The organism is Thermogutta hypogea, from assembly GCF_055386265.1.
Genome location: NZ_AP042425.1, coordinates 1785724 through 1808511, shown reverse-complemented (window position 1 = coordinate 1808511; position 22788 = coordinate 1785724). Strand labels below are relative to the sequence as shown.

Below are 22788 nucleotides of genomic sequence, written 5' to 3'. Positions count from 1 at the left end.
GGCGCACTCCTTTAGCCGCCGAAGAGGGTGATCCATGATGAAAAAACACGAAGTCGTCAGCGCAGGAATCCTTTTCGCCGATGTCGCGTGCGAACCCGTCGATCATCTTCCGGTCGCGGGGGAACTGGTACCGACGCCCCGCATTCAACTCGGTTTGGGCGGATGCGCAGCCAACGTCGCCATGGATTTGTGTCGGCTGGGAATCGACGTCGGCGTGGCGGGCTGCGTGGGCGACGATCCCTTCGGACGCTTCATCGCCGACACACTCAGCAAGGCGGGCATCGACACCGAGGGCGTGCGATTCGTGCCGGATCGCGGAACGGCCGCCACCATGATCGTTAACGTAAAAGGTGAAGATCGGCGATTCATTAGCACTCCCGGGGCCAATCACGTCTTTTCCGATGAAGATCTTCCGCGATCCTGGCTGGAGGACGTGCGCGTCTTCTACGTGGGCGGCTACCTCATGATGCCCGCTCTCGAAACCGATGCCTTCTTGGCGACCCTCCGGCGCCTGCGATCCCAAGGCGTCAAGACGGTTCTCGACGTCGTTTTGATGGGAAAGCGCGACTACTGGCCCATCATCCGCCGATTTCTACCCGAAGTGGATTACTTCCTGCCCAACGAGGACGAAGCCGAGATCATTCTGGGCGTCTCCGATCCGCAGGAACAGGCCAAGCGGTTCCACGATGCCGGGGCAGCCAACGTCGTCATCACCTCCGGATCGCGCGGATCGCTTTTTTGGGGAGAACGCGAGCGGTTTCGGGCCGGCGTTTACCCTGTGGAGTTCGTCAGCGGCGCTGGGGCGGGTGATGCCTTCGACGCGGGCTTCATCGCCGGACTACTTTGGGGGGAGGATCCGATCGGATGCGTTCGATGGGGGAGCGCGTTGGGGGCAAGCTGCGTCCGGGCGATCGGCACCACCGACAGCGTTTTCACGAAGGAAGAGGCGGTCGCCTTCATGGCTCGCCACGCCTTGGCCGTCGAAGAAATCCGTTAGCGATTCTCCCGGCCCCTTCTCGGGTTTATGATCGCGCCGCGCGGCAAGTCACACCGCAAAGCCCACCGTCTGCCTTCCCGAGCGGAAGGCGGGGCGGAACGGCGGCCTCCGGTGCCGAGTTCAGGCCGACAAGCCGATCAGGCTTTTCGAGGACATTGCATTCCTACTCTTGCTCCGGCCTTGGCGCCGCGCTAAAATCACGACCGACTGCTCGATGCGGCGCTGCGGCAATGCGGCCCTCGTGATGCGCATTCACCGGCAGTCATTTCGTTCGCGAGGCCGGCACGTCGCCCGATAACATTCGAGCGGCGCGGCTTCCGACCAAGAGCAATCTTCGTATCGAGGAGCCGACCGATGCGTGAGCACGCTCCCCAACACCACGGGCGAGAACGCCGTTTCTTTTTGAAAACCGCCATCGCGGCGGCCGGTACCGGTTTCATTCGACCGGCGGTACCGCACCTCGTCGCTCAGGAACGGACCGACGGCCCGGAGCAGGGCGACTCCGGGCAGGACGGAGTATTGCCCACCATTGCTTTGGGCCCCCATCGCATCACACGGCTTGTGGCGGGATGGAATCCCATCGGCGGGTATTCTCACGCCTCACCCATCCTGGACCGATACATGCGAGAGTATTTTACGCCGGAGCGGATCCACGATTTCTTGCGCCAATGTATCCGGCATGGAATCCGAACTTGGCAATTCGATTATGAACCCCGATCGGTCTGGGCCATCCAAAAGCTCCAAGAGTCGGACGCCGGAATGAATTTCATTTGCTTGCACGCGGAACGTCCGACCGATGCGCCCATGAAACAAATCATCGACGACACGCACTGTATCGCCCTGGTTCATCACGGCGGGGTGACCGATAGCCTATTTCGGCAGGGCAAGGCCCGACTCGTCAGAGACTATGTCAAGAAGGCCCACGATCACGGCGTGTTGGCGGGCGTATCGTCGCACAATCCCGAGAATATCCGCCGAATCGCCGATGAAGGCTGGGAAAACGACCTGTTCATGACCTGCATGTACAAGGTCAATCGGCCGCGAGACGAACAAGTGGACTTGCTCGGCCGGGCCATCGTGGGAGAACCTTACCTGGAGACGGATCCAGTGGAGATGACGGCCGTTGTCCGCGAGGTCCCCCAGCCGTGCCTGGCGTTCAAGATTCTCGCGGCAGGGCGCAAGTGTACCGGTAGCAGGGACATCGAAGAGGCATTCGCGTTCGCATTCCGGAACATCAAGCCTTGCGACGGCGCGATCGTCGGCATGTTTCCCGTCTACTCGGACCAAGTGGCCGCGAATGCCTCGTTGGTTCGAAAATACGCCGTCCAAACAGCCCCGACCACGTAGTCCGAAACGATGTGCGCGGCCCGCCGTTCCGTCGCGAGCCGTGCTCAACGCCGCACTTATCCGACAAGACTTTCACGAAGGTGAACAGCATGTCCGCTTACGGTTGCCGACCCACATGGATCGCGAAGAATTCTCCCACGGTACCTCTCGGTTCGTGCCCGATGCCGGCCCGAGTTCGGCTCGCCGTCGCCTGCCTCGCAGCGATTGCCGTCATTCCGATCGTGGCCTTCGTGGCAGGATCGTCGCTCATGGCGGAGGAGTCGCCCGCATCGTCAACGACACCGATACGCCCCATGACCGACCTTGCCGGCAATCGGTTTTGGTATCTCTCCGAGCCATATAACCCGTATTACCCCCACACAACGTTTCCCCGCTTGGTCACTCCGCAGTGGGTCGGCGAGGAAGGTGTGCGGGCGGTAATACTGCTCACGATCGACGACTTGCGAGCCGATCGCAAACCCGATCCTGCCGTCTTCGAAGAGTTTCTCCGGCCGGTTTTCGACAAGCTGAAGGCCGTCCAGGGAAAAGCCGCGGTCACCCTGATGGCCAACAGCGTCGCGGCGGACGATCCCGTCGTCCGGCGTTGGTTGGAGGAAGGGGCCGCAATCGGGGCCCATACCGCGGATCATCCCTGTCCTCTCCTGCAAAAGGGCGATTTTGCGGCCGCCAAGGCCACGTACGACCGGGCGGTGGATCAAATCAGCGACGCCCTCGGGCCGCACGCTCCCCGGGCGTATCGCATGCCGTGTTGCGATTCCATCAACGCCATGAGTCCTCGCTTCTTCGCCGAGATATTCCATGCCGCCACGCCCAACGGCCGTTTCTTGTCGGCGGACTCCTCCATTTTCCAAGTCGCGACTTCAGCCGACCCGGAAATTCCGGCGGAATGGACCGCCTCCGTTCAAGGTTTGCCGCGTTTGGCTCGGTACCTACCTGCCGATCGCGGCTTCGTCAACTTCGTTGAGAATTACCCCTATCCTTGGGTTGTGGGCTGGGGCTGCTGGGAGATTCCGATGACGTTGCCCGACGACTGGGTCGCGTTTCATTTTCACAAGCAGCCGTTCGCCGAAGAGTCGCTAAAGGACATGAAGAGCGCGCTCGACGCCGCGGTTCGCAAGCAAGGGGTCTACGTTCTTACGTTCCATCCCGGTTGGTGGATTCGCAACGATCAGGTAATGGAACTGATTCGCCACGCATCCGAAAACTACGGCTCCGCGGTACGATTCCTTACGCTAAGCGACGTCGTGGAACGCCTCGATTCGCAGCTCACCAAGACCGTCGGCCTCCGGCGAGAGAACGGCGGCGACCAGGGCGTGCGCCTGCTGGATGTCGATGGAGACGGGTTTCTGGATGTTGTGATCGCCAACGAGCGCCTTCGCGTCACGCGCCGCTGGGATGCGCAGCGGGGAGAATGGAGGGAGACGGGTTTTCCCGTGCCCTTGACGTACACGACGGAAGACGGTGCCTTGGCCGGGACGGGCGCGCAATTCGGGATGTTCGGCTCCCCCGCCCTCCCCTGCGTCCTGGTCCGAAATGAATCATGGGCGGGACTTTGGACCTTCGACGGAACGGCTTGGATCGCCGTTCCGGACGGGCTTGCCGGACTGGAATTTCCCGAGGACGGAACCCCGGTTTTTACAGCCTGCCGCGGAATCGACCAGGGCATTCGTTTGCTGGACGTGAACGGCGACGGCTGTTCTGAAGTCGTGGCGGCCAATCCCACACACCGCGGCGTTTTTGCCTGGAAAGACGGGCGTTGGCGACTGACGGACTTAACGCTGCCCGCCCCGGCCGCATTCGTCGATGAGCAAGGGCGCGATGCGGGGCTGCGATTTACCCTCTTGAACGACGATGACTTTCCGGACCTGGTTTTCTCCGGCCCCTCGGGATGCCTGGTTGCCTTGCTTTCGCCTGAAGGAGACGGCTGGAGCCAAGTCGTGCGGTCGAAAAATACGGGGGAAGACGGAGCCCTGCCGCCGTTCGTGCGATCCGACGGAACGCAGAACGGGGCCTGGATTCATGGCAAACGCATGATCCTTCACAACGAGGAGACCGGCGGATCGCAGCCGAACCATATCCAGGTCTACGAACTCACGGGGCCGTAGCTCGCCGCCGTAACTCGGAAAAACGATCAGAATTCGCCGACATCGTCGTCGGCACCCTCGGGCGGTTGCTCTTCGGCGGCATCCAACCAAGCCTCTTCCTGATCGGCAAGGTGTGAGTCCGAGAGCCTTTCTTCCGGCAATTCGTCCAGGGCCGGGCGCCGCAGTTCACCGCCCTTTGCGCCGGTGCGTTGACGGAATAGCAATCGAATCGGAACTTCCGCAAACGGCGATTGATCGCGGATCGCGTTGAGGATATACCGCCGATACGACGGCGAAAACGCCTGCGGGTTATTGCAAAAGACGACGATGGTCGGCGGCGCCGCGCGAACCTGAACTCCGAAATAGATCTTGGCCCGGCGGCCCGAGTGGAGCGGCGGGGGATTTCGGACCAACAACGTGCGGATCATTCGATTCAAAACACCCGTCGTCAATCGCTCTTGCGACTGCTTGTACAAGGACTGTGCCACGTCGATCAGACGCCGCACGTTCTTGCCGCTTTTGCCGGTGATGAAGGCTATGGGCACGTACTGCTGTGAGGAAAATACGTCGCGCAATCGTTCCACCCAGACCGCGGTGGGAAACTGCTTCGCCAATAGATCCCATTTGTTGACTACGAATACCGTGGGTTTGAAAGCATCGAAGGCGGCTTGGGCGAGTTGCTTGTCCACCCGGCCGATTTCACGGGCGGCATCGAAGAACAGCAAAACCACGTCCGCCCGGCGGATGCTTTCTCCCACGCGGACCAGACCGTAAAACTCCACGCTTTCGCGAACGCTCTTCCGTCTCATCACGCCCGGCGTGTCGATGGCGACGAACGCCCGACCGTCGATTTCAAAACGCACGTCCACGCTATCGCGGGTGGTGCCCGGGATTTCGCTCACGATCATTCGCTCTTCCCGGGCCAGCGTATTGATGAACGTACTCTTGCCCACGTTACGGCGTCCGACGATCGCCAATTTCATGACTTCCGGTTCCGGCGGCACAGCCGGGGACGGAGGCAGGAGTTCGCCGAGGGCTTCGAGCAGGTCCTCACGACCACGGCGTTGCTCCGCGCTGACCGCAATGACGGGCCAGCCGAATCGCGTGAATTCGGCAGCCGCGGCGTCCCAAGAAGGGGCATCGGTCTTGTTCGCCACGCAAAGAACGGGACCGGGGACCGATCGCAACCGTCTCGCCACCTCCTCATCCAAGGGCGTGATCCCCGCGCGAGTGTCGGTGACAAAGAGAATCACATCCGCGCTCGCCATGGCCACGGCGATCTGGCGTTCCACTTGCTCGGCCAAATCCCTCTCATCGACGATGCCGATTCCGCCCGTGTCTACCAATTCCACGTGCCGGTCGCCCACGGTGATGCGTTCCGAGACCCGATCCCGCGTAACCCCCGCCAATACGTCGACTACGGATACCCGTCTTCCCGCCAGCCAATTGAGGATGCTGGACTTGCCGACGTTGGGGCGTCCGACAATCACTACCCGAGGAAAATCCATCGTCGCGCTTCGTCCCACGCATTTGCCGAGGGTATTTCGGCGGAAAAAGATTCGCCGGTAACGACCAAGCCGGCCCATCCCGGAATACGCTTGACGCCCGAAGGCGGCGGCACGGAGAAGTTGCCGGGCCTCTTCGTCCCCGCCGCCGGCTTCGATTTTATTCCGTTTGGGCCGTCCGTTTCGGACGGTACAAATCCGTCGCGGTGCCGAAATAGACCTCCGCCGCGAAGGCCAGGGTTTCCGAGAGCGTGGGATGGGGATGGATCGTGTCGGTGATGTCGCGCAAGACGGCCCCCATTTCGATCGCCAGGACGGACTCGCTGATGAGATCACCCGCGTTCGGGCCGACGATGCCGCAGCCCAGGACCCTTTCGGTTTGCGGATCCACCAACCACTTGGTAAACCCTTCCGTGCGACCTACCGCCTGGGCCCGTCCGCTGGCCGCCCACGGAAAGACCGCCGTCTCGTACGGAATGCCTGCGGCCTGAGCCTGCGTCTCCGTCAGTCCGGCCCAAGCGATCTCCGGATCCGTGAATACGACGGCGGGAATGGCCCGAGGTTCGAAGACCGCGGCGTGCCCCAAGATCACCTCGACCGCGACCTTGCCCTCATGGGCGGCCTTGTGCGCCAACATCGGCTGCCCGACGACGTCGCCGATCGCCCAGATGCTCTCATCCGCGGTTCGCCTTTGAGCGTCAACCACGATGTATCCCCGATCCGAGACCTCGACTTTGGTGTTTTCCAGCCCCAAGCCGTCGCTGTTGGGCGTTCTCCCTACCGATACCAAAATGCGGGAGTAGGTCTCGTTCCTCTTCCCGCCGGTACCTTCCAGACTCACCCGCACTCGGTCTTTCGTTTCTTCCAGCGCAACGACCTTGTTTTCCAGGTAAATCGCCTCAAACGTCCGTTCCAATCGCTTGTGCAACGGCCGAACCAAGTCGCGGTCTGCGCCCGGCAACAAGCCGTTGGTGACTTCCACCACGGAAACTTTGCTACCCAGCGCGCTATAAACTTGGCCGAGTTCCAAGCCGATGTATCCGCCGCCCACCACCAGCAACCGTTCGGGGATGTCCTCCAAATCAAGCGCCGCCGTGGAATCCATGATGCGGCTGCCTCCGCCTGCGAATAGGGGCAAGACGGTTGGGCGCGATCCCACCGCGATGATGCAGTGCTGGAAGGTCAAGGTCTCTGCGGGCGGTGCCTTCCCACCGACGCCGCCGAGGCGGATTTGACGTGAATTCTCGAATCGCGCGCGGGCCTGAATTACGTGCACTCCGCGGTTTTTGGCCAACTGGGCCAAGCCGCCGGTCAGCGTGGAAATGACCTTGTCTTTTCGGTTCCGCAGAGAAGATACGTCAATCTTGGGGGTGTCGTATCGGACTCCCCATTCGCCCAGATGTTGAACTTCGGCCATCGCCTTGGCCACGTGGAGTAGGGCCTTGGAAGGGATGCAACCTCGAAGCAGGCATACCCCGCCCAATCTCGGCTCTTGATCGACAAGGACCACTTTCATTCCCAAATCGGCGGCCAAGAACGCAGCTGCGTACCCTCCCGGTCCGCCGCCGATGACGACCAACTGTGTTTCCATCTTGGATCACTCCGACGATACGATTGAAATTCACCTCCCGGAGAAACGTCCTCCCTTGAAACGTCTCGCCGGAAGCGGGCACTTGGAAACCTGGGCGGCGCACGTTATGGAAGAATGGCGTTCAACCGCTCAGCAGCAATTTACCCGGCGATTGCAACCAATCGATGACCTCGTTGAGGAAGCGAGCCGCCGCGGCGCCATCCACCAGTCGATGATCGTAGGAGAGGGATAAAGGCATCATGAACCGCGGCACGACGGCGCCGTCCCGGACCACGGGCAACCACCGAGAACGGCCGACCAAAAGGATGGCCGCTTCCGGATGATTGATGATCGGGGTACTGTAGGTGCCTCCCACAGCTCCCAAATTACTGATGCTGAACGTGCCACCCCGGAGATCCTCGACGGTGAAATCGACGTTTCTGGCTTTTCCGGCCAAACGGGCCAGCTCTTCGGCCAAACGCGGTATGCTCAGACGGTCGGCGTTCCGCAGTACCGGCACCACGAGCCCGCGGGGCGTATCCACGGCAATCCCCAAGTTCACGTATTCCTTGTAAACGATTTGTTCGTTTTCTTCGTCCAAGGATGCGTTGAGCAAAGGATGATGCCGAAGAGCCAAGGCCGTAGCGCGAAGGATAAACGGCATCATGGTGAGCTTTAAGCCGGAGCCGAGGAAGTCAGGCGGAATGCTTTTCCGCAAGTTTTCCAGATCGGTCACGTCGGCATCATCGAAATTGGTGACGCGCGGACACGTGGTCCAAGACCGCGTCATTTGCGCGGCGATGGTCTTGCGGATCTTGCTCATCTTTTCCCGCCGCACCGCTCCCCAGTTATCCCGGCCGGGTTCACCGGGCGGGACGACCGGGCTGGGAACACCGATTTCTCGAGTCGTCCTTGCCGCGGCCGACTGCACGTCCTCGACGGTGATGCGTCCATGCGATCCCGTGCCGCGAACGGACTGCAAGTCCACCCCAAGTTCTCGAGCCAAACGGCGGGCCGCAGGTCCTGCGGGAAGCGGAAGCCGGGAATCCCTCCGCGCGGCGGAATCCGAGTCTGTAGAAACTTTGCGACCGTCTCCGGCCGCGGCATCGGGCTTTGTAGCCGCCGAAGATTCAGAAGCCGATGGACTTGCCGCCGAACCCGACTTGCCGCTGCCGTCCGCCGCTTGGGTTGCAACCGCCGTTTCCGAAACGGCCTCCGCTTGGCGTGCGCCCGATGTTTCAGCCTTCGCAGCACTATCCGCCGCGGCTTCACTCTCAACCAAGAGAATCGTCTGACCAACCTTGACCGCGTCGCCTTTCTTCACCAACAGCTTGTTTATGCGTCCGGCATGAGGGCAAGGAATCTCCACGACGGCCTTGTCCGTCTCCAATTCCAAAACCGCTTGGTTGCCCGTAATGACATCTCCCTCTTGGACCAAGACGTTAACAACATCTCCGGACGTGACGTTCTCGCCCAAATTGGGAAGCTTGAACTCGACAACCATGTCTCGTGCCTTGAAAGCTAAATGGATGTTACCGAATGGATCCGAACCTATGTTTGGCGGCCGCCGTGCGACCGGTCATGGCGGTCGCCGTCGCGTCCGTTGTTGCTTGGACGCCCGATTGCCATCATCGCAAGCCCGCCACGCCGACCTCCCTCGCCTTCAGCACCGGGTCCGCAGGCAACGGCAATTTGACGATTTGCCCCGTCTCTGCGGACTGATAGACGGCCATGATCACCTCTACGGACCGTCTCCCTTCCGCACCGTCGATGAGCGGTTTGCGGCCCTCTCGGATCGCCTGGACGACGTCGGCAAACTGCATGGCGTGACCGTGGTGACCGATGGCGGCCGGATCGGAGGCGCCGCCGCCTCCGCTGACTTTTTCCGCCATTTTGCGACGTATCTCTTCATCTTGGGGACGAATCTGGGCGAAATCCCACTTGACGATATCTTCCTCCTCCATCACGGCGGAACCCTGGTCGCCGTGCAGCTCGATCCGCTTGAGATAGCCGGGATACGCCGCCGTGGTCGCCTCGATGACGCCCAGCGCGCCGCACTGGAAGCGCAACACGGCCATCGCGACGTCCTCGACCTCGATCCGTTCGTGTGCCAAGAGGGCCGTTCGAGCGGAGACTTCCGCCACGGGTCCCATCAACCAGACCAGCAGATCCACGCTGTGAATGGCCTGGTTCATCAAGGCCCCGCCTCCGTCGAGTTTCCATGTGCCTCGCCACGCGCCGCCGTCATAGTATTGCTGAGTTCGCCACCACTTGACGTAGGCATCGCCGATGGTCAATTTGCCGAACCGCTTTTCCTCGACGGCGGCCTTGAGCAAGCGGCTGGAGGCATGGAACCGCGAGGGGAAAATCGTCGAGAGAACCACTCCCGCCTCTTCGCAGGCTCGGATGATCGCGTCGCAACGATCCAAGGTGATTTCCAGAGGTTTTTCCACGATAACGTGCTTGCCGGCCTTGGCAGCGGCTATGGCAGGTTCCATGTGGGCCCCGCTCGGCGTAGCAACGGTGACGACGTGGACGTTCGGATCCGACAGCATGGCGTCGAGATCGTTGTATGCCTTGCAGCCGAATTCCTCTCCGACCTTTTCTGCGGCCGCCGGCACGACGTCATAGCAGGCGGCCAGACGAGCCCCCGGCACGTCCGCAATCGCCCGGGCGTGGAATTTTGCGATCAAGCCGCACCCAATGATGCCGAACCCGAGTTCCATGACACGTCCTCCGGAATAGTGCCGATCCACAGTCTGTCCCGCGGCTTCCACCCTTTGTTCAAGCCGTCGACGGGGGGCTGAGCACAACCGTGCAAGGGCATTTTATGGTCATTATAAGCCGGGGCGGCATACGGCAGAAGTGCGGACGCCCATGCATTGTGGCGGCTTGCCGTCCTTGCCGGGAACCGAGCTGCCTCAAGAAAACGCCCCGGACAGCAGCAAGATTGCCGCCAAAGCCAAGCTCGTCCCGTTGAGAGCCATGTGAAAAATGATCGCGGGCAAGAGCCGGCCGGTGCGCAGGCACAAGACACCGGACACCAACCCGAAGGGGAAAAGTGTCAAAGGGTCCACTACGACACTGTCCGGCGTAATGGCGGTAAGGCCGACTTGCAGGCCGTAAATCGGTACGGCCAACGTCGCGAACCAGCGCAAACCGAGCCGTAGGTCCGGCCAAAAGGTTTCGCGGGCAAGGCCCCAAGTGCGCAGGCGGACTCCCCTGCCCCATGCCAGCCAGACCGCCAACAAGGGCAAAGCGGCGCCGTATCCACACGACTGACGCAGCAAGACCGCCAAAATGTCGTCCGCCGTGGGGACGTCCACCGTTGATCGAATGTGGATCAAGGAAAAGCACGCGGCGACCACCAATACCGAGAAGGCTCCAAACCATCGCGGGCGGGGAATCCTTAAGATAGGGGCATCTCGCCTGACGATGAGGCCTCCACGTTGCAGCTCGCGGAGCCGCAATTCGCAAGTCGCAAGCCATCCCTGAAAGATCAGACGGAAGAGGGTCTCCTCCATCAAAGGGGCGGCCACCACTGCAACCAGGAAGCACAGGAAGAACGTGCCGGCGGTAGGACGATCTTGCAAGAGAAGCCACAGGCCGTGGCTTCGTTTTCGCTCGGATTCCGATCGTGGGAACCCGGACGCTTTGCTATCGGTCGAGCCGGAGTGCTGCTCCTGAGCCGAGGAAGCCGCTCCCGGGGGCTGGCCATTCGAGGACGGCTCGGCGTCCATCCCGGATGACGCGGAATGCGACGCCTCGCCTGGGGCACGGAGAGCGTTGCGGAGGCCCGCGTCGCGGCCGAGCAACCACCGGTCCCACGGCAGCCCGGCCAATAGCAAGACTACGAAAAAAGCTCCCAGGACGTCCAACGCTCCCCAGCGAGCGGGCCGAAATCGAAAGGCCGGCCAAAGTTCACGCCGCAATTCCCGACGATTTAGCAATATCAACCACCAGGCGAAACTCCCGGCCACGGCACAAACGATGACAATCACCGGCAAGAACACCATCGCTGCTTTTTTGATACCTGGGTTACTGGTGGTTCTTGGTTGTTATTGCGTTGAGCACCCGGCCTCAGACAAACCGCCTGCGGTCAAGTCCGGCGGCGTTCCTCACTCGGGCGACGGCGGACCCAAGGAGTAGTTCGCCCGAGCCCTGGCTCACCGCAGGGGTCTCCCGTGGTTTGGACACAGCAAGCCTGCCGCACCGACACCGCCTCGACCGCCGACATCGGTCGGCGTCGTCATAACACTTCTTTCAAATGGGGCGCGGCAATGCACACATATCGATATCCCGAGTACACCGTGACCAGCAAGGCAGCGTACGTCAACACTACTAAGCTGATCCAACACCAGGCGGGCGAGCCGGGAGGGGCTTGGTCGAAAGCAAGATACACGAAAGCCGCAACGGTCAAGAGGCACTGGATCGCCATCTTGATTTTTCCCGACCAACGAGCCGAAAAGTCCACGTGCCGCTCTTCAAGAAAGCTGCGAAGCCCCGTGATCAGAAGCTCCCGGGCGATGATGACGACGACAATCCACGGATGCAGTCCCCAAGGCGTCTCCAACATGCGCGGTGAAGCCGCTAAGAATACGAACGTTCCACAGATAACCAACTTGTCGGCAAACGGATCTAGTATTCGCCCCAAGGGAGTGACCAAATGAAAGCGGCGAGCCAAATAACCGTCCAGAAAATCGGTAATCGCTGCCAAAACGAAGATTGCCAAACCGATGAGGTAGGTTGCCGACGCCGGAAACGAGAGAACGACGAACAGAACGACGGCCAAAATGATTCGTGACAAGGTGAGTAGATTCGGCAAATTCCGCCACCACCGGTTGTCGGCCAGCCTTTTCGACTCCCTCGAAGCACTCGACATGCGTCCCTCGACCGTGGCAAGAAAGGGTCCCGCAAGACAGCCTTCCGGATATGCATCGTGACATCAATTCCGCGGGAGGCGTGCGATCGTCGCGATTGCTGCTTCTTGCGAATCCGAACGTGTTTGCAACTGTCGTCCACTTCTCCTTGACCGTAGAATAACGCAATTGTAGCAGACGACGCCGTTGCCGAACAACGCAGCCAAAAGTCGCAAGCGCGGATCGAGACCCGCTGAGAACGCCTAGACCGGATGCGGGTCGCGGGGCACAATCATAAAAGCGCCGCGCCGTTCCAATCAGGGGCATATCGCAGGAAATCGGCTGGGTAGTATAGAAAGGCTTGGTCATGGGCACTTGGTCCGGCTTCGAAAAGGTGGTCCGGCCGTCGGAAGTACTGGCAATGCATACCTGGTTGGGATTGGGCGGACCGGCCCAGTATTATGCCGAGCCGCGGACGGCGGAGGAATTGGCGGCTCTGGTCGCGCGTGCCAAGCAAGAGGGCCTGCCGGTTCGCGTCCTAGGTGCCGGGTCCAATATTCTGGTCCGTGACGAAGGCGTTCCCGGCTTGGTGGTGCATCTGGGCTGTCCGGCCTTCATGGATATGCGGTCGCAGGAAAACCGCATTATCGTCGGCGGCGGGGCTTCGTTGACGCGGGTGGTGACTTTTGCCGCCCATGAGGGATTCGGCGGACTGGAAACCTTGGTTGCCATCCCGGGAACGGTCGGCGGCGCCGTCCAGGGAAACGTCGGCACCCACAGCGGGGATATCGGCGAATGGGTCCGGCGGGTGGAGGTCGTTACCCTCTCCGGTGTGATCGAAACCAGAACGCACCGCGAAATCCTCTTCAGCCGCCGCAAGAGCACGCTGGACGACTCCGTGATTGTGGAGGTGGAATTGGAATTGACGCCGGAAGACCCGGCGGATTTGACGCGACGCCTCCACAAACTGTGGATTCTGAGGAAGGCCGGTCAGCCTTTGGGACATCAGAATTCCGCACGGTTGTTCAAGGATCCACGCGGTGCCTCGGCGGCCGAGCTGATCGAGGCGGCCGGCCTGAAAGGGACCCAGATCGGCGGCGCTACCCTGTGTGAGCGAAACGTCAATTTCGTGGTAGCGGAGGCCAACTGCTCGGCCAACGATATCATGCGAATCATCGATACCGTCCGCACGCAAGTTCAAAACCGACTCGGCGTGCAGCTCGAATTGGACCTGGAAATCTGGTGATTTCGATTCCTTTCGAGCGTCCCGCCGATCGCTCTTACCGGTTGCGAAGACTTTACCGGACGGATTGCGGCGGTCATCGTTGCTGCGACGTTCGGAACGATCGTGTTGGCGATCTTGGCCGCCGTGCCGAATTCGTCACAGTCGCGACGATGAACGAATAGGGGCGGCATCCGATCCTGCGCCATGATATCGCGATTTGTGCGATCGTGGGATTTTTCCCCGACGGAGAGCCGCAAGAGAGGCAGCCCGCTCCACCATTGACAGACCGCCTCCTATTGGAAAGCGCACCCGGGGATTTCCTCGACGAGAACCCGATCGGAAACGAGTCGCTCGGAGCGGGGATACCGTCCGTCCATCCGGCTCACCCGGGAATCGACGTTTCGAGATTTGGCGATGCCATGATTATTTCGTGGAAGAGGCGGAGTTGACGATGTCCGCTGAGTCAGCGAAGGTCGGCAAGATGTCCGCGGAGAGGCCGAAGGCGTCGGCATCGAGGATATCTTGGCTCGGGCGTGCCTTCGCTGCGCTAGCTCTTGCCATGTTAACGCTTTTGGCTTTTTGGAATTTGCTTTGGAAGCAGGCCGGAGCGCAGCTCGCGATCGATCCCCGATACGACGTAACAGCGGAGACTCTCGTTCTTCCCGATCCTCCGGAGTGGATCCACCACGATTTGCGGCCCGAGATTCTTGCGTACCTCGGCCACTTCAGCCATCTTTCCATTCTCGACGACAATCTGACCGAGCGGATTTATCATGCGGCTGCGGCCCATCCCTGGATCGCCGCCGTCAACCAGGTCCGAAAAACCTTCCCCGCCCGCGTCCACATTGCCTGCGAATACCGCAAGCCCGTGGCTATGGTCCGGGTACCCGAGGGATTGCTCCCCGTGGATGTCAACGGTGTTCTGCTTCCGACCGGTGACTTTACGCCGCAAGAGGCAGCGCGTTACCCACGCATCGAAGGAATCCAAACCCCGCCGAGCGATGCGGCCGGCCGGCCCTGGGGCGATCCACGTGTCGAGGCGGCCGCCAAGCTCGCCGAAATCTTATCTCCCTATTGGACGCAATTGCAGCTCGCCCGCATCATTCCAACGCAAACCGAACCGGCGAGCCGTTCGGATTTGTTGTTGGAATTGCAAACGAGAGGCGGCTCGCGGGTAATCTGGGGATCGCCGCCGGATGTTCCGCGCGGTGATGAGGCTAGCACCGAGGTGAAAATTCGGCGCCTTGTTATCTATTACCAGGAGCACGGGTCTTTGGAGGGCCTCATCGGTCCCCAACTTTTCGATCTACGCCCGGTGAACGCGGTACGGATCGTTCCCCTTCAAGAATTGGAGCCACGAACGCTCCCCTGATTCTCCGATCCTCGTTTGAAAAGCGGGCGCACGGATGGATCGGCTCTTGTAGCATCGGTGGAGTCGAGCTAACATAACCGGGTGAATCGGAGACGCACCGAGGGGAGGGGATTCTCTTGGGCCTCCTGCGATCGGCAGTCGACGCCACGTCGATTTCCGCTTTCACGAATCGGAGGGATTATGGCCGACTATTCGCAACTCTATGATGCCATTATCAACGGAGACCACCGCCTTGCTGCGGAGGTCACCAAGGCAGCCCTGGAAGCCAAAGTTGATCCTTCGGAGTTGATCGCCAAATACATGATTCCGGCGATGAACGAGGTGGGAAACCGCTTCGCCTGCAACGAGTACTTCGTGCCGGAATTGCTCATTGCCGCCCGCGCGATGAAGGCTTCCCTGGAACTACTGACGCCGTTGCTGGCCGCCGGCGGAGCACAACGCGCCGGACGCGTTGTGATCGGTACCGTCAAGGGCGATCTCCACGACATCGGCAAGAACCTGGTGGCATCGATGTTGGAGGGAGCCGGCTTCGAGGTCATCGACTTGGGCGTGGACGTGCCTGCCGAAAAATTCGTCGAATCGGCCCGAGAAAAAGAGGGCACGATCGTGGCGATGTCGGCGCTGCTGACGACCACGATGACGAACATGAAATCGGTCATCGAAGGGCTTCAATCGGCCGGACTGCGGGACAAAGTCCGCGTCATGGTCGGCGGTGCGCCGCTCACACCACAATTCGCCTCGCAGATCGGAGCGGACGGCTACAGTGAGAACGCGACGGAAGCCGTCGCTCTGGCTCGCAAGTTGGCCGCGGAGTTGGCAACATCGGCCTGATCTTCGGCTGTCGATGGCCGCGGCGCCGCCGAAGCGCGAGAGGATGCCGCGCGTCACGTCGCTCGAATCGGCTGAGGAAGCGCCGCGCTGATCGTTGAGCGACCTTCGGAGTTCGTTTCCCGGGCGCGCGTTTTCCGACGAGACTTCGCCGCCGCTGAGGCGATTAACCCGGAGTGATGCGCCGGAGTGTTGCGCTATGGCTGATGAACCGACGCTGCCCGCCGACAACCCCGATGTCTCGCGCCGCGAGTCGGCGGCCGCGGACTCGCCGACTTCGGCATTTCGGCGTGCCCTCGAGAGCGGTACATTCGTCTACGGAGCCGAAATCGTCTCCACACGGGGGCTGCCGTCGGAGCCGGAGAGGCTTCCGCCCGTCATTCTGGCCCGGGAACTGGCGAGTGATCCCCGCATTGCTTGGGTGTCGATCACCGACAATCCCGGCGGCTCTCCCATGCTACCGCCGGACGGATTGGCTGCTTTGCTCCCCGAGGCCCAAGGTAAGGGTAAGGTCGTCATCCACCTTACCTGTAAAGACATGAATCGCAGCGGGCTCGAATCGTACGCCTGGCGGTTGGCGGCCCAAGAACTTTGGAACGTCTTGGCACTTACCGGCGACTACCCCGCGACCGGCTTCGGCGGGCGACCCACGGGGGTATTCGATCTGGATTCCGTCGGGCTGATCAGCCTCCTCGCGGCTATGAATCGGGGATTGGAAATCCCCAACTGCAAAGGCGGGCGGGAAAGACTCCGGCCGACAGCCTTTTATATCGGCTGTGCCGTTTCTCCGTTCAAACGCTACGAGCATGAATTGGTACCCCAGTATTACAAGTTGATTCGAAAGATCGCCGCAGGTGCTCAATGGGTCATCACCCAGTTGGGCTACGACGTGCGAAAATTTCACGAGGTTAAGCTATTCCTCCAAGCCCGAGGCATTCGCGGTGTGCCGGTCATCGGCAACGTTTACGTCCTGACGAAAGGTATCGCCAAGCTATTCCACGACGGTCGATTGCCGGGTTGCGTGGTCAGCGACGAATTGCTGGCCCTTTGCGAGAAATACGGCGGCGGTCCCGATCGCGGCGCTCGATTCTTTTACGAACTCGCGGCTAAGCAATTGGCCGTATTCAAGGGGTTGGGCTTCGCGGCCGGCTATCTTGGAGGATTGAACTCTCCAGAGGCCTTTTTCCGGGTCATCGAGTCGGCCGAGTCCTTCGGGCCTGACGACTGGCGGCAATTCCTCCCGGAGATCCGGTTTTCTTTGCCGGGGGAGTTTTTCTTTTTTGAACACGATCCGGAGACGGGCTTGAGCAGCCCGGATCGCATCAACCGCGAGTACTTGCAATCGTTGGAGCGACCCCGCCGAAACAAGTCCGTGACTCTGAGCTACCGAATCTCCCGGCTCGTTCATCGATTGGCATTCACGCGAGACCGCGGGCTGTGGGGATTGTTGCGAAAATTGTACGCCCGTTGGGACAAACGCCCATCCTCTTTGCCCGCCAAGGCCGCATATACCGCCGAGCGTTTCGCCAAGTTCGCGATGTACGGATGCCAGGATTGCGGCGATTGCAGTCTGCCGGACTGTGCCTACATTTGCCCCAAGCGGTGGTGCTCCAAGTGCAGTCGAAACGGTCCGTGCGGTGGGGCCGCGGACGGCCAATGCGAACTGAAAGACAAAGAGTGCCTATGGGCCAAGGTGTATCAACGTTTGAAGGCCTATGGAGAAACCGATCGCTTTCTGGAAGGCTCGCCTGTGATCTACGACGCGGCGTTGCAGCACACTTCATCTTGGGCCAATACCTTCCTGGACCGCGACCACCACGCTCCGCCGACCGACAAGGACGGCAAAGATTGAACCGGCGGGGAACGTGCTTTCAGCCCGAGTCCTCTCACCGCCTCCACCGGGTGCCCGCATTTTTTCGAACACCGCTGACTTTTCCCGCCGAGCCGGTAGTTCCTCGGGTCGTGAAAGGAGCGTCCCGTCGCAATTCAGCGACGTAACCATTAAGGGGCTCTAACAAAACTCCATGACCCGGTTCCAGCAGATCATGGCACAACCGATGAACAGGAACGCATCGTGAAGATCCGGTCGTTTCTCGTAACGCACCCGCAGACGGCGCCAGTTGAACAGCCAATCGAAGCAGGCTTCGACGACGTAGCGGAACTTGCCCAGGCCACTGCCATGTTCGGTGTTGCGACGGGCAATCAACGGCCGAATGCCGCGCTTCCGCAAGGGCTTGCGAATCTTGGCCTCGGCGTCATACGCGCGATCCGCGAGCACCTCGTCGGGCCGCTTGCGCGGCGCGCCGCGAGGTTGTTTGATCGGAGGAACGGCATCAACCAGAGCAACGGCCATCTCCGAGTCGTGACAGTTCGCGCCGGTGTGGGCAATCGCCAGAGGCGTGCCGCTGCCGTCGACCATCAGATGGCGCTTCGAGCCATTCTTGCCGCGATCCGTGGGATTCGGGCCGGTCTTTGCCCCCCAAAAAGCGCCCGCACGGAGCAACTGTCGATGGCCGATGTTGACCAGTCGATGCGACCGGCCGCCCCCAGTTCGTCCAGCAGCAGCCTCCAGATCTTCTTCCACACACCGGCTGCATGCCAGTCGCGGAGTCGCCGCCAGCACGTCATGCCGCTTCCGCAACCCAATTCCTTCGGAAGATACTCCCAGGGGCAACCGGTCTTCAGCACGAAAAGAATCCCCGTCAGCGCGGCGCGATCGGGAACACGCGGCCGGCCTCCTTTCGGCTTGGGGCGTTCGGGCGGTAGGTGTGGCTGGATTCGTTCCCACAGCGCGTCGGGCAACAACGGCTTCGCCATCATGTCCTCCTTGACACTTCCGTTGGCTAACCAGGCTGGCCCGAGAGTTAAGCAGCATTGCAAAGACTAGGCAAGAGCGGTTTTGTTAGAACCCCTAAAACATATTCCTAGACGCTTCGTTCGCGTTCGATCGAGCCGCGTCTCGCAGTTGCGGATTGGTTCAAGGGGATTGCCGGGAGCACGCGATATGGCAATAGAAGGTTTGACGATCATCGGGGAATCTATCAACGATTCCGTGCCCTCTACGAAAGCCTTGTTCGAGGCGGGAGACATTCCCGGCATTCTGGAGTTGGCCCGCAGCCAAGACGCAGGGGGAGCGGCCTACATCGACGTCAACGTGGGATCGAGGTCGCCCGAGTTCATGGCGGACCTTGTCGTTCAAATCCAGCAGGTGACCCGAAAACCCTTGTCCATCGACACGCCCGACCCGGTCATTGCGAAGGCCGGTCTTGCGGCATACCAGGCAGACCTTGCCGGGGGCGAAAAGCCGATTCTCAATTCGATCACGGTGGCCCGAGAACAAATGTGGGAGCTTTACGCCGTCCAGCCTTTTCGGCCGATTCTCCTGGCAACCGAGCTGGCCGCCGACGGCAGGCACATTCCGGCCCGAACGGCCGAGCAAACGTATCAAGCCGCGAAAGCCCTGGTTGCAGCGGCACGGACGCATTGTCCGGGCATCACGAACGACGATCTCATCATTGATCCCGGGATCGCACCGATTGCCGGAGATACCGAGGGTAACTTGAAACGGCTTGTGACCGCCATGGATCGAATCCATGCCGATCCCGACCTTGCGGGGATACACATGTCGGTCGGGTTGAGCAATTTCACGGTCATGCTGCCGTCGAAGCGAAAAGACGGTACACCCGTCAAGAGCGCACTGGAAAGCGCTTTTCTGACGATCGCCATGCCGCGGGGGCTCGACATGATCATCGGTTCGGTCAAGCGGAAGTACGAATTGCTGCCCGAGGATCACCCCGCCATGCAATGCCTGCGCGCCGTCCTTCAGGCCGACGGTTTCGAAGCTCTGATGCATGTGCGAAATTTCTACGCGGGCTGAATCGTTATCCCTTGTTCAAAAAGGCGCAGCATTCATGTCCGATCTATTGAAAAGGTTGTTGGAAGACCGGCCCATCATAACGGACGGTGCTTGGGGTACGCAGCTTCAAGAACGCGGGCTTCCCGTCGGAGCGTGCCCTGATGAGTGGAACCTTTCTCATCCGCAAGCCGTCGAGTCCGTGGCCCGCGACTATGTCGAGGCCGGCAGCCGCGTCATTCTCACGAACACCTTCGGTGCGAATCGCATCACCTTGGAAAAGCATGGACTGGCGGATCGGGTGGCGGAGATCAACCGGGCGGGCGTTGAGATATCGCGGCTCGCAGCGAACGGCCGGGCCGCGGTCTTCGCTTCCGTCGGACCGACCGGCGTCTTGTTGATGATGGGCGAGAAAACGGCGGCCGAGTTGGAAGAAGCCTTCTTCGAACAGACGCAAGCATTGGCCCAAGCAGGTGCGGATGCCGTCGTCGTCGAGACGATGTCCGATCCAAACGAGGCGGTCTTGGCGGTCCGCGCCGCCAAAGCCGCGGGATTGCTCACCGTCGCCTGCATGTCGTTCGATTCCGGCAAGCAACGCGACCGGACCATGATGGGCACTACCCCGGAGCAAGCGGCGGAGACCCTCGCCCAGGCGGGCGCCGATGTGATCGGCGCGAATTGCGGCCAAGGAATCGAGGGTTACGTCGCCATCGCCGGCAGGCTCAAAGCGGCCACCGACCGTCCCATCTGGATCAAGGCCAATGCCGGAATGCCGCAAATCGTCGACGGCAAAGCCGCCTATGTTATGACGCCGGAAGAGTTCGCCGAATACGTTCCGCAATTGGTGGAGCTAGGCGTTGCCTTTATCGGCGGCTGTTGCGGTACCTCGCCGGCATTCATCGCGGCCATCCGGCGTCGTTTGAATCGATAGCCAATACCGTCACGGCGGGGATACCCATCGATGTTGTCTCGTGAACGCGTCCTCTGTGCCTTGAACCATCAAGAGCTCGATCGGATTCCCATCGATTTGGGCGGCACACGGCAGTCGGGCATCGCCGCATCGGCTTATCATCGTCTCAAACAGCACCTTGGAATCGATACGCCGACCCGCGTCTACGACCTTTATCAGATGCTGGCGGAGGTGGAGCGGCCGATTCTGGAGCGATTCGGGGCGGATGTTATCGGTTTGAACCGTAAGGCGGTGGCCTTCGGTATCCGCAACGAAGATTGGAAGCCGTGGAGGCTCTTCGACGGCACGCCCGTCGAGGTTCCCGGCGGATTCCGACCCGCCGAAGAAGAGGACGGCAGCCTCACGCTCTATCATCCCGACGGTCGACCGATAGCCAGGATGCCCAAGGACGGCCTCTACTTCGACCGCTTGGACAAGTACCCCGGTGCCGCACATGCGGATCCCGATACCCTGGAATTGCCCCTGTTATCGCAACAAGAACTGGATGAGCTTCGGGCCGCCGCGGAAGCGCTCTACCGGAACACCGACTTCGCCGTCGTCGCTCCCATGGGTCCGCCGTACGAGCTGTTCTTCGGCCTGGGAACAGGCGATTTTTCCGCCTGGATGATAACGCTGGCTCAGGAACCGGACTACGTTCAAGCCTTATACGAACGCCTGACCGAGGCGTGGATCGAGAATCTCCGGCGGTTCACGTCGGCCGTGGGCGAATTCGTACAGATCGTTCAATTCAACGATGACCTGGGGACGCAAGACGCGCCTTTCCTTTCCCCGCGGATGTTTCGCCGATTGATTTTTCCGTTTTACAAGCGCGGGCTGGATTGGATTCACGAACACACGCATTTCAAGGTCTTCATGCACAACGACGGCGCCATTTTCGACTTCATACCGACCCTGATCGAGATGGGCGTCGACATCCTGAACCCCATTCAGACCACGGCGCGAGGCATGGATCCGCGTCGGCTCAAAGAGCGATTCGGAGATCGGTTGACATTCTGGGGCGGTTCTTGTGACTGCCAGCGGACGCTCCCCTTCGGCACGCCGGAGCAAGTGGCCGCGGAAGTCGAGGCCCATATCGCCGCCCTAGCCCCGGGCGGCGGATACGTCTTCGCCTCGGTCCACAATATCCAAGCCAATTGCCCGCCCGAGAATATTACGGCCATGTTCGACACCGCCCTGCGCGTTGGGCGGTATCCGATCCGTCCCTGAATCCAGCTTCGCGGGAGACGAAGCATCGTCGCACCTCGATCACTTTCAGCATTCTTATAGCGGCAAGGAGACGGCGTCGTGCGATTGCAGGTCATCGCGTGCGAGATATTTCATCGAGAGGTCTGCGCCGTCGTTGCCCGCTCGATCAATACCGTCGATGTCACGTTTCTGCCCAAAGGATTGCACGACGTCGGGCCGCAGGTCATGTCGGCCCGAATTCGGCAAGCGATCGCGGCGGTCGATGAGTCGCGATACGAAGCCATCGCGTTGGCCTACGCTCTCTGCAACAATGGCTTGGTCGGGCTGGCTGCGCGGGGTATTCCGCTCGTTCTGCCGCGGGCCCACGACTGCATCACGCTCTTTCTCGGCGATAAGCAACGCTATCTGGACTACTTTTACGCCAATCCCGGGGTCTATTTCCAAACACCGGGCTGGATCGAGCGAGGCGAAGACCTTTCGCAACACGGTCCCGACTCGATCGTTCGCAAGATGGGACTGTTGGAGAGTTACGAGGCTTGGGTCCGCAAGTACGGCGAAGAAAACGCCCGCTACCTCCGGGAGCAACTTGGAGACCTCGCACGGAACTACGGCAAGCTGGCGTACATCCGCACGGGTACCGGGCAAGACGATCATTTCGAGAAGCTGACGCGAGAACGCGCCGAAAGCCGAGGATGGCGTTTCGAGTCGTTGGCGGGTGACTTGCGGCTCCTCCAAAACCTGGTGGACGGCCATTGGAATCCCGAGGACTTCCTTGTCGTTCCGCCGGGCTCGCAGATCGCGGCCTCGTTCGATTCCGATATCGTCCGGGCGATACCGTGCCGTAGCGACGCAACGGTGACATAGGAAATTCCTCCGAAGACGTCCCGACGTCGTCGGGCCGCACTCTGCCATGACGTCGGCGTTGACAACGGCGGCATGCGAAGGCGGCAGAATCCGCAGCTCTTCTCATGGGTCTCGCTTGCCGCGGCCCTG

The 22788-nt window shown here is 60.8% G+C and carries 18 protein-coding genes; 11 read left to right on the top strand and 7 right to left on the bottom strand.

Annotated elements, in window-relative coordinates; genetic code table 11:
- Positions 1–34 precede the first annotated feature (34 nt).
- The 3 genes from ACZ5B4_RS06495 (at position 35) to ACZ5B4_RS06485 (ending at position 4449) form a co-directional block, all read left to right on the top strand.
- Positions 35–997, top strand: coding sequence for a carbohydrate kinase family protein (locus ACZ5B4_RS06495; RefSeq protein ID WP_464913620.1), 963 nt, complete (start codon positions 35–37; stop codon positions 995–997).
- A 354-nt stretch (positions 998–1351) separates the two neighbouring features.
- Complete coding sequence (locus tag ACZ5B4_RS06490; protein ID WP_464913619.1) at positions 1352–2344, top strand: hypothetical protein; 993 nt, start codon at positions 1352–1354, stop codon at positions 2342–2344.
- Between the two features lie 89 nt (positions 2345–2433).
- On the top strand, positions 2434–4449 hold the full coding sequence (locus ACZ5B4_RS06485) for a polysaccharide deacetylase family protein (protein WP_464913618.1): 2016 nt from the start codon (positions 2434–2436) through the stop codon (positions 4447–4449).
- A 26-nt stretch (positions 4450–4475) separates the two neighbouring features.
- On the opposite strand, the gene der is transcribed toward ACZ5B4_RS06485, so the two are convergent.
- The 6 genes from der to pgsA all read right to left on the bottom strand — a co-directional run bounded on the left by der (position 4476) and on the right by pgsA (position 12385).
- On the bottom strand, positions 4476–5936 hold the full coding sequence (gene der, locus ACZ5B4_RS06480) for a ribosome biogenesis GTPase Der (protein WP_464913617.1): 1461 nt from the start codon (positions 5934–5936) through the stop codon (positions 4476–4478).
- A 157-nt stretch (positions 5937–6093) separates the two neighbouring features.
- Positions 6094–7524 (bottom strand): dihydrolipoyl dehydrogenase, encoded by a 1431-nt coding sequence (gene lpdA, locus ACZ5B4_RS06475; RefSeq protein WP_464913616.1) that lies wholly within the window; start codon positions 7522–7524, stop codon positions 6094–6096.
- Positions 7525–7645: 121 nt separating this feature from the next.
- Positions 7646–9007, bottom strand: coding sequence for a dihydrolipoamide acetyltransferase family protein (locus tag ACZ5B4_RS06470; protein WP_464913615.1), 1362 nt, complete (start codon positions 9005–9007; stop codon positions 7646–7648).
- Between the two features lie 124 nt (positions 9008–9131).
- Entirely contained in the window at positions 9132–10229 is a 1098-nt protein-coding gene (locus ACZ5B4_RS06465; RefSeq protein WP_464913614.1) for a Gfo/Idh/MocA family protein, read from the bottom strand.
- 195 nt (positions 10230–10424) lie between these two features.
- Positions 10425–11519: a CPBP family glutamic-type intramembrane protease gene (locus ACZ5B4_RS06460; RefSeq protein ID WP_464913613.1), complete on the bottom strand. Its 1095-nt coding sequence runs from the start codon at positions 11517–11519 to the stop codon at positions 10425–10427.
- Between the two features lie 233 nt (positions 11520–11752).
- The gene (pgsA, locus tag ACZ5B4_RS06455) at positions 11753–12385 is read right to left on the bottom strand and encodes a CDP-diacylglycerol--glycerol-3-phosphate 3-phosphatidyltransferase (RefSeq protein WP_464913612.1); all 633 of its coding nucleotides are present in this window, start codon (positions 12383–12385) and stop codon (positions 11753–11755) included.
- A gap of 344 nt (positions 12386–12729) precedes the next feature.
- Between pgsA and murB the strand changes: the two genes are divergently transcribed.
- The 4 genes from murB to ACZ5B4_RS06435 all read left to right on the top strand — a co-directional run bounded on the left by murB (position 12730) and on the right by ACZ5B4_RS06435 (position 17639).
- Positions 12730–13608: a UDP-N-acetylmuramate dehydrogenase gene (gene murB / locus ACZ5B4_RS06450; protein ID WP_464913611.1), complete on the top strand. Its 879-nt coding sequence runs from the start codon at positions 12730–12732 to the stop codon at positions 13606–13608.
- A 538-nt stretch (positions 13609–14146) separates the two neighbouring features.
- On the top strand, positions 14147–14959 hold the full coding sequence (locus ACZ5B4_RS06445; protein WP_464913610.1) for a cell division protein FtsQ/DivIB: 813 nt from the start codon (positions 14147–14149) through the stop codon (positions 14957–14959).
- 180 nt (positions 14960–15139) lie between these two features.
- On the top strand, positions 15140–15790 hold the full coding sequence (locus ACZ5B4_RS06440; protein WP_464913609.1) for a corrinoid protein: 651 nt from the start codon (positions 15140–15142) through the stop codon (positions 15788–15790).
- A 196-nt stretch (positions 15791–15986) separates the two neighbouring features.
- Positions 15987–17639 (top strand): methylenetetrahydrofolate reductase C-terminal domain-containing protein, encoded by a 1653-nt coding sequence (locus tag ACZ5B4_RS06435; RefSeq protein ID WP_464913608.1) that lies wholly within the window; start codon positions 15987–15989, stop codon positions 17637–17639.
- A gap of 159 nt (positions 17640–17798) precedes the next feature.
- On the opposite strand, the gene ACZ5B4_RS06430 is transcribed toward ACZ5B4_RS06435, so the two are convergent.
- A protein-coding gene (locus ACZ5B4_RS06430) for an IS5 family transposase (RefSeq protein WP_464913989.1) occupies positions 17799–18604 on the bottom strand; the annotation gives its coding sequence in 2 pieces (ribosomal slippage) (positions 17799–18259 and positions 18259–18604; 807 coding nt in all).
- A gap of 187 nt (positions 18605–18791) precedes the next feature.
- On the opposite strand from ACZ5B4_RS06430, the gene ACZ5B4_RS06425 reads away from it, so the two are divergent.
- From ACZ5B4_RS06425 to ACZ5B4_RS06410, 4 genes are all read left to right on the top strand, one after another.
- Positions 18792–19664, top strand: a complete 873-nt coding sequence (locus tag ACZ5B4_RS06425) for a dihydropteroate synthase (protein WP_464913607.1) — start codon at positions 18792–18794, stop codon at positions 19662–19664.
- Positions 19665–19698: 34 nt separating this feature from the next.
- Positions 19699–20571, top strand: a complete 873-nt coding sequence (locus ACZ5B4_RS06420; protein ID WP_464913606.1) for a homocysteine S-methyltransferase family protein — start codon at positions 19699–19701, stop codon at positions 20569–20571.
- 30 nt (positions 20572–20601) lie between these two features.
- On the top strand, positions 20602–21816 hold the full coding sequence (locus ACZ5B4_RS06415) for a uroporphyrinogen decarboxylase family protein (protein WP_464913605.1): 1215 nt from the start codon (positions 20602–20604) through the stop codon (positions 21814–21816).
- Positions 21817–21894: 78 nt separating this feature from the next.
- Positions 21895–22659 carry a DUF1638 domain-containing protein gene (locus ACZ5B4_RS06410; RefSeq protein WP_464913604.1) on the top strand — a complete coding sequence of 255 codons (765 nt, stop codon included), beginning with the start codon at positions 21895–21897 and terminating at the stop codon, positions 22657–22659.
- Positions 22660–22788 lie beyond the last annotated feature (129 nt).

What these genes read in the sequence shown, in the direction of transcription:
- ACZ5B4_RS06425 (WP_464913607.1), top strand. Translation starts at nt 18,792, where the DNA reads ATGGCAATAGAAGGTTTGACGATCATCGGGGAATCTATCAACGATTCC.
- murB (WP_464913611.1), top strand. Translation starts at nt 12,730, where the DNA reads ATGGGCACTTGGTCCGGCTTCGAAAAGGTGGTCCGGCCGTCGGAAGTA.
- ACZ5B4_RS06485 (WP_464913618.1), top strand. Translation starts at nt 2,434, where the DNA reads ATGTCCGCTTACGGTTGCCGACCCACATGGATCGCGAAGAATTCTCCC.
- ACZ5B4_RS06460 (WP_464913613.1), bottom strand. Translation starts at nt 11,519, where the DNA reads ATGGTGTTCTTGCCGGTGATTGTCATCGTTTGTGCCGTGGCCGGGAGT.
- ACZ5B4_RS06445 (WP_464913610.1), top strand. Translation starts at nt 14,147, where the DNA reads ATGTTAACGCTTTTGGCTTTTTGGAATTTGCTTTGGAAGCAGGCCGGA.
- ACZ5B4_RS06435 (WP_464913608.1), top strand. Translation starts at nt 15,987, where the DNA reads ATGGCTGATGAACCGACGCTGCCCGCCGACAACCCCGATGTCTCGCGC.
- lpdA (WP_464913616.1), bottom strand. Translation starts at nt 7,524, where the DNA reads ATGGAAACACAGTTGGTCGTCATCGGCGGCGGACCGGGAGGGTACGCA.
- ACZ5B4_RS06465 (WP_464913614.1), bottom strand. Translation starts at nt 10,229, where the DNA reads ATGGAACTCGGGTTCGGCATCATTGGGTGCGGCTTGATCGCAAAATTC.
- ACZ5B4_RS06495 (WP_464913620.1), top strand. Translation starts at nt 35, where the DNA reads ATGATGAAAAAACACGAAGTCGTCAGCGCAGGAATCCTTTTCGCCGAT.
- ACZ5B4_RS06490 (WP_464913619.1), top strand. Translation starts at nt 1,352, where the DNA reads ATGCGTGAGCACGCTCCCCAACACCACGGGCGAGAACGCCGTTTCTTT.
- pgsA (WP_464913612.1), bottom strand. Translation starts at nt 12,385, where the DNA reads ATGTCGAGTGCTTCGAGGGAGTCGAAAAGGCTGGCCGACAACCGGTGG.
- ACZ5B4_RS06440 (WP_464913609.1), top strand. Translation starts at nt 15,140, where the DNA reads ATGGCCGACTATTCGCAACTCTATGATGCCATTATCAACGGAGACCAC.
- ACZ5B4_RS06420 (WP_464913606.1), top strand. Translation starts at nt 19,699, where the DNA reads ATGTCCGATCTATTGAAAAGGTTGTTGGAAGACCGGCCCATCATAACG.
- ACZ5B4_RS06415 (WP_464913605.1), top strand. Translation starts at nt 20,602, where the DNA reads ATGTTGTCTCGTGAACGCGTCCTCTGTGCCTTGAACCATCAAGAGCTC.
- der (WP_464913617.1), bottom strand. Translation starts at nt 5,936, where the DNA reads ATGGATTTTCCTCGGGTAGTGATTGTCGGACGCCCCAACGTCGGCAAG.
- ACZ5B4_RS06470 (WP_464913615.1), bottom strand. Translation starts at nt 9,007, where the DNA reads ATGGTTGTCGAGTTCAAGCTTCCCAATTTGGGCGAGAACGTCACGTCC.